A 4,663-nucleotide genomic window follows, 5' to 3' on the forward strand; every position below is an offset into this window, starting at 1 on the left:
CCCGCCAATGACAAATAAAGAGGTCTCCAAAGTGGCAAAGAACATATGCAGCACACTATTGACCATAAAGGGATTAAAAATCGCTTGGAAGTAATCGGTCACGACAAACTTGCCATCTACCAATTCCCCGCCAGCGGGGGTTTGTAACCAAGAATTTGCGGTCAGAATCCAAAATGTGGATAAATTCGCGCCAAAGGCAACCATAATGGTCCCCAGATAGTGAATGACCGGTGGTACTCTCCCCCAACCAAACAGCATAATCCCGAGGAAACCGGCTTCTAACATAAATGCCATCGATGCTTCAAAGCCAAGGATACTGCCAAAGAAGTCGCCGACTGCCTCAGAAAACGGGGCCCAGTTGGTGCCAAACTGAAACTCCATTGGCACACCACTGGCGACGCCAATGCCAAAATTGAGGACATACAGCTTCGACCAAAACCGCGCATGATAGTAGTAGTCAGGATTGCGGGTTTTTAACCACATCCCTTCCACAACGACTAAATAAATTGACATTCCGGTGGTTAACACGGGCCATAGCATATGAAAAATGGCAGTCACGGCAAATTGCATCCGTGACAGTGAAACCGAGTCTGATAGAAAATCCATGCTTCTTCTCGCCCATAAACATTAAGCACTGTTACATCATAACGATTGTTTACTCTTCTTATTGATTCTTTGAAAAAAGTCTTAAGATTTAAGATTTAATTTACAATTTGTTTTCGAGTTTAATCAAGTTACTGATTCAATAAAGATGAAACTTTAAGCTAATTTTAATTATCTTTTTACTCAGAATTCTCTTAAATTAAGTTAGAATAAATCACTAGCTTATTGATAAGTAATAATCCCTCAATAGCCTATTAAAACTAAATTTTGCTATCTCGCGAGCGTTTCAAACAACCATTATTAGCGTAATCAGTTTGAGAGCAATCTGTAAATTTTAATGTTTATTTAAATTCGTCAATACTGTCGTCAAAGTGCCTTGATTCCCTAAGAGAATTAAACGCCCAAAATACTTCCCTGCTCCCCAAAAAGAGCGTTTTTAAAGTAGAAATGAAAATGACGATTGTTTTACATTTCTTAAGAATTCGAGCAAGCTATTTTCAAATGGAAGCAATTTGGTTACTATAGACCCTTGGCGTCATCACTCGGGTTATTCTAGTTACAGTTTTTTTTGATAATGCAAATTCCTCATTGGTCTCCAGAGTACGAAACCGGTTTCCCCATCATTGATCAACAACACCAAGAGATGTTTAAGGTCGTGAGCGATCTCCAAGAAGCAATGGTGAGACAAGCTGAGCCAGCTTACCTCAAGCACCTCTTACAAGCGCTACTAAAAGATACCATTGCTCACTTCACCCTTGAGGAAGACTTGATGCAAGAGCATGGTTATCCTTCCTATGAGGAACATAAACAAATTCATGATCGCCTCACCCAAAAAATTACCAAAGTTCTCCGTCGTCTGGAAGCGGAAGAAGATGCTGCTTTGGTCAACAGTGAGCTTTCCCACTTTCTGCATCAATGGTTAGTGCATCATATCCAAGGACAAGATCGTAAAATGATCCAATTTTTCCGAGAACGAAATATTGTTGATGTGCAGAGAGCAGTAATTTATCAATAAAGTTGTACCAAAAAAAAAATTGACACAAGACAATTGAATACTTAATATTAATACTTAAACATTTATGCTTAGTTATTGATTAAAATTCATCAGTAACGGGTCACTGCTCACGGATCTTTCATAATGACGGCTTTCATTTTCGATGTAGATGGGACGCTCGCTGAAACTGAACGTTACGGTCATCGAGTCGCTTTTAACCGTGCTTTTGCTGAAGCTGAGTTAAATTGGTACTGGTCGGAGTCTTTGTATGGGGAATTATTATCAATTTCTGGGGGCAAAGAACGAATTGGTCATTACATGACCCATCATCTCCCCGACTATACTCCCCCCGATCATTTAGATGAGTTTGTGCAAGAGCTCCACGTGGCAAAAAATCGTCATTATCGTCAACTATTGCAAGAAGGAAAGATTCCGTTACGTCCTGGCGTCAAACGAGTGATTATGGAAGCCTATCAAGCCGGAATTCAGCTCGCGATCGCGACCACTAGTGCTCTCGAAAATACAATAGTGCTCATCGAAACCCAATTCGGAACCGATGCTTACTTTAAGTTGATTGCTGCTGGCGATGTAGTTCCAGAAAAAAAACCCGCCCCTGATATTTATGACTATGTTTTAGAACAGCTCAATATTAGTGCTAACTATTGTCTAGTGTTTGAAGATTCTCAGTCGGGTTTAGCAGCAGCAACGCAAGCCAACCTAAAAACAGTCATTACGTTTAACGATTACACAGCTCATCAAAATTTTTCAGATGCAGTTTTAGTTTTAAACCATTTGGGAGAGCCCGATTATCCTTTCACTGTTTATCGTGGGCATGGCTTTGTTAATCAAACCTACTTTGATTTGACGTTAGCTCACTCATTATTCAACTCTTAAAAATAGTGGCTCTCCCAGACTAAATTTGACTTTTTAATTTCGCTGAAATAAAAAAAAGTTACTATTTTAGTAACTTTTTAAACTCAAAATCATCATGACTAAACGTTCAAAAACTGCTTGAACTCTAGGACATGGTCATCGAAAAATCACGCTGTTTGAAGGTAAGCTTTGACTGGGAATAGGTTTGTTGGTCAATTGTCTGTCTTTGTTGGCGCTTGTTGAGCTTTTGATATTTCTTCAGAAGGGAATTGACATAGCTGGGAGTTAAGGAATGTCGATTAATCAATTCACTGGCGCCAGCTTCCAAAATTTCCCGAGCCTCTCGATTCGGAAGTGATTGCTTACTGTAAATGACAATTGGTACGTGTTGCGGTAACTCAAGACGACGCAGAATTGTACAAAATTCTGTTGGTTTAAGCACTGCCATTTCATAGCTGGCAAAAATAATTTTTGGTAATCCCAGTGGATTTTGGGTAATTTTCTGGAGGGCATTAATCCCATTACTCATCGCTTCAAAAGCATATCCTTCTCGTTCCGCGATCGCGCTGAGCAAGGACTGATTTTTACGACTGGAGTCAATGGCTAAGAATAAGGGGTCTTGTGGTAACTCTTCCGAAGCCGTAGCCGTTAATGTCGAATGTCCTGGTTTGGTCCCGGTACCATTAGTATTAACGGATAAATCTTTGATCTGATTAAATGTAATCAACTGCATTTCATAAAAGGGTGCCATTGCTGCAGCTAGTGAAAAGAAATTACCCTCCTTTTTGAACTTAAAGGCTAAATCTCTCAGGGAGGTTTGCCCTTGCAAACCTTTCGCCATATTTCTATAAACTTTTGCCGAAACCCGATTGCGTAGTTCTTCTGGATCAAGGAGTAATGGGGCTTGGTTGGGAGAAACGCAAGCAAGGCCAATTGTTACCCATTTTCTCCACTGCTGATCAATCTTTTCTTGTAACGCTTTGAGATCTGGAAAGAAACTGTATGGTAAACGATAATAGCGATCAGGTTTGACTTCTTCTTGCACCTCTAACTCCATGCCATCACCAATACCGGTTAATTTTGATAGGGGGAGCACTGACTTTGAAGAGTTTAAAACTTTATAAACTGGCGCTTCAAAAGCCTGAATCACATCAAATAGAACTTCTTCGACAACTCCATGAACAATCCCTTGTACCTGCTCACCGTTTAAGGCATTACTTTCTGTGAGAATTCTCAACTCTGTACAGTCCCAAGCCTCAGCATTCCAATCAACATGATCAAGTTGGGGGAGTTGTCCTGTTGCTGCATAATACTGTCGTCGCCACCGCCGTAAGGGATAACTACCGCCAGTCGCCCAAGTTAAGTGACCCAGCAAAAAATAAAAGCTCCAGGCGTTTCCTTGGTGGTTAGAAACGGTAACTTTTCCTGTAAATTTTTGTGATTGGTAAAAAATCAGGTGGCGGAAAATACGATTAAAAGTTAAGCGTTGTTCAAGTGGGTTTTCCATTTTCTTAATTCCCAGTTAATAGCAGTTTTTTCGTCTTAGTCGCTTCGTTTTGTGATTTGAGTTTAATCAATTTCATGATTTAAGTTCAGTCGCTAAGGTTATGGTTTTTGGAAAGTCATCAATGTACCGTCTCCAAGAAAAACTAATTGTACTGCGCTAAAATGAGCATATTAGACAGTTAAGTGTGATTGAAATTAACTTTAGCAAGGGTTTGCGGTTGAAATCACTGATATTTAATCGGTTTAAGCGGATTTAAATGTAATAAAATGCACAATAAACCGCCTTTTTGGGTTAAAACCAGTAGATTTAACGATCATATTAGCAATATGATAGCAGACACAACTAGGTAGTTGTCAATCAATTAAAATTATTGTTGTGTATCACTACTGAGAATGTCCTTTATTCCTTTATTGGGAAAAGGTTGTTCTGGACGCTTATGGCTAATATAACACAAAAATTGTGATTTAAATCGTAAACACGCTAATTTAAAAAAACTTTACAATTATTGCGAGTCTAACTCTTACTCAAGGGAGTCGCTTAAGCTTCCGATTAAGAAGGTAGCAGTGTAACTTCAATGACCCCCACCTACTTCGTGAGGTGGGGGATTGGGGAGAGATCACCTCCCCGTAGCTGCGAATAGAGCCATGAGCGGTTAGCGAGTAAACACTTCCAGATGTTTCTCTAGT

Annotated in this window: 4 protein-coding genes; 2 read left to right on the top strand and 2 right to left on the bottom strand. The window is 39.8% G+C overall.

Annotation, left to right across the window (positions count from 1 at the left end):
* A partial coding sequence (locus GVY04_00755; GenBank protein ID NBD14705.1) for a cytochrome ubiquinol oxidase subunit I occupies positions 1 to 606 on the bottom strand: 606 nt, incomplete at its 3' end.
* Positions 607 to 1,177: 571 nt separating this feature from the next.
* On the opposite strand from GVY04_00755, the gene GVY04_00760 reads away from it, so the two are divergent.
* Both GVY04_00760 and GVY04_00765 read left to right on the top strand, forming a co-directional pair.
* Positions 1,178 to 1,618 (top strand): bacteriohemerythrin, encoded by a 441-nt coding sequence (locus GVY04_00760; GenBank protein NBD14706.1) that lies wholly within the window; start codon positions 1,178 to 1,180, stop codon positions 1,616 to 1,618.
* A 123-nt stretch (positions 1,619 to 1,741) separates the two neighbouring features.
* Positions 1,742 to 2,491 carry an HAD-IA family hydrolase gene (locus tag GVY04_00765; GenBank protein NBD14707.1) on the top strand — a complete coding sequence of 250 codons (750 nt, stop codon included), beginning with the start codon at positions 1,742 to 1,744 and terminating at the stop codon, positions 2,489 to 2,491.
* A 124-nt stretch (positions 2,492 to 2,615) separates the two neighbouring features.
* On the opposite strand, the gene GVY04_00770 is transcribed toward GVY04_00765, so the two are convergent.
* Entirely contained in the window at positions 2,616 to 3,977 is a 1,362-nt protein-coding gene (locus GVY04_00770; protein NBD14708.1) for a response regulator, read from the bottom strand.
* Positions 3,978 to 4,663: the final 686 nt, after the last annotated feature.

The organism is Cyanobacteria bacterium GSL.Bin1, from assembly GCA_009909085.1.
In the GTDB taxonomy this organism is placed as follows: Bacteria; Cyanobacteriota; Cyanobacteriia; order Cyanobacteriales; family Rubidibacteraceae; genus Halothece.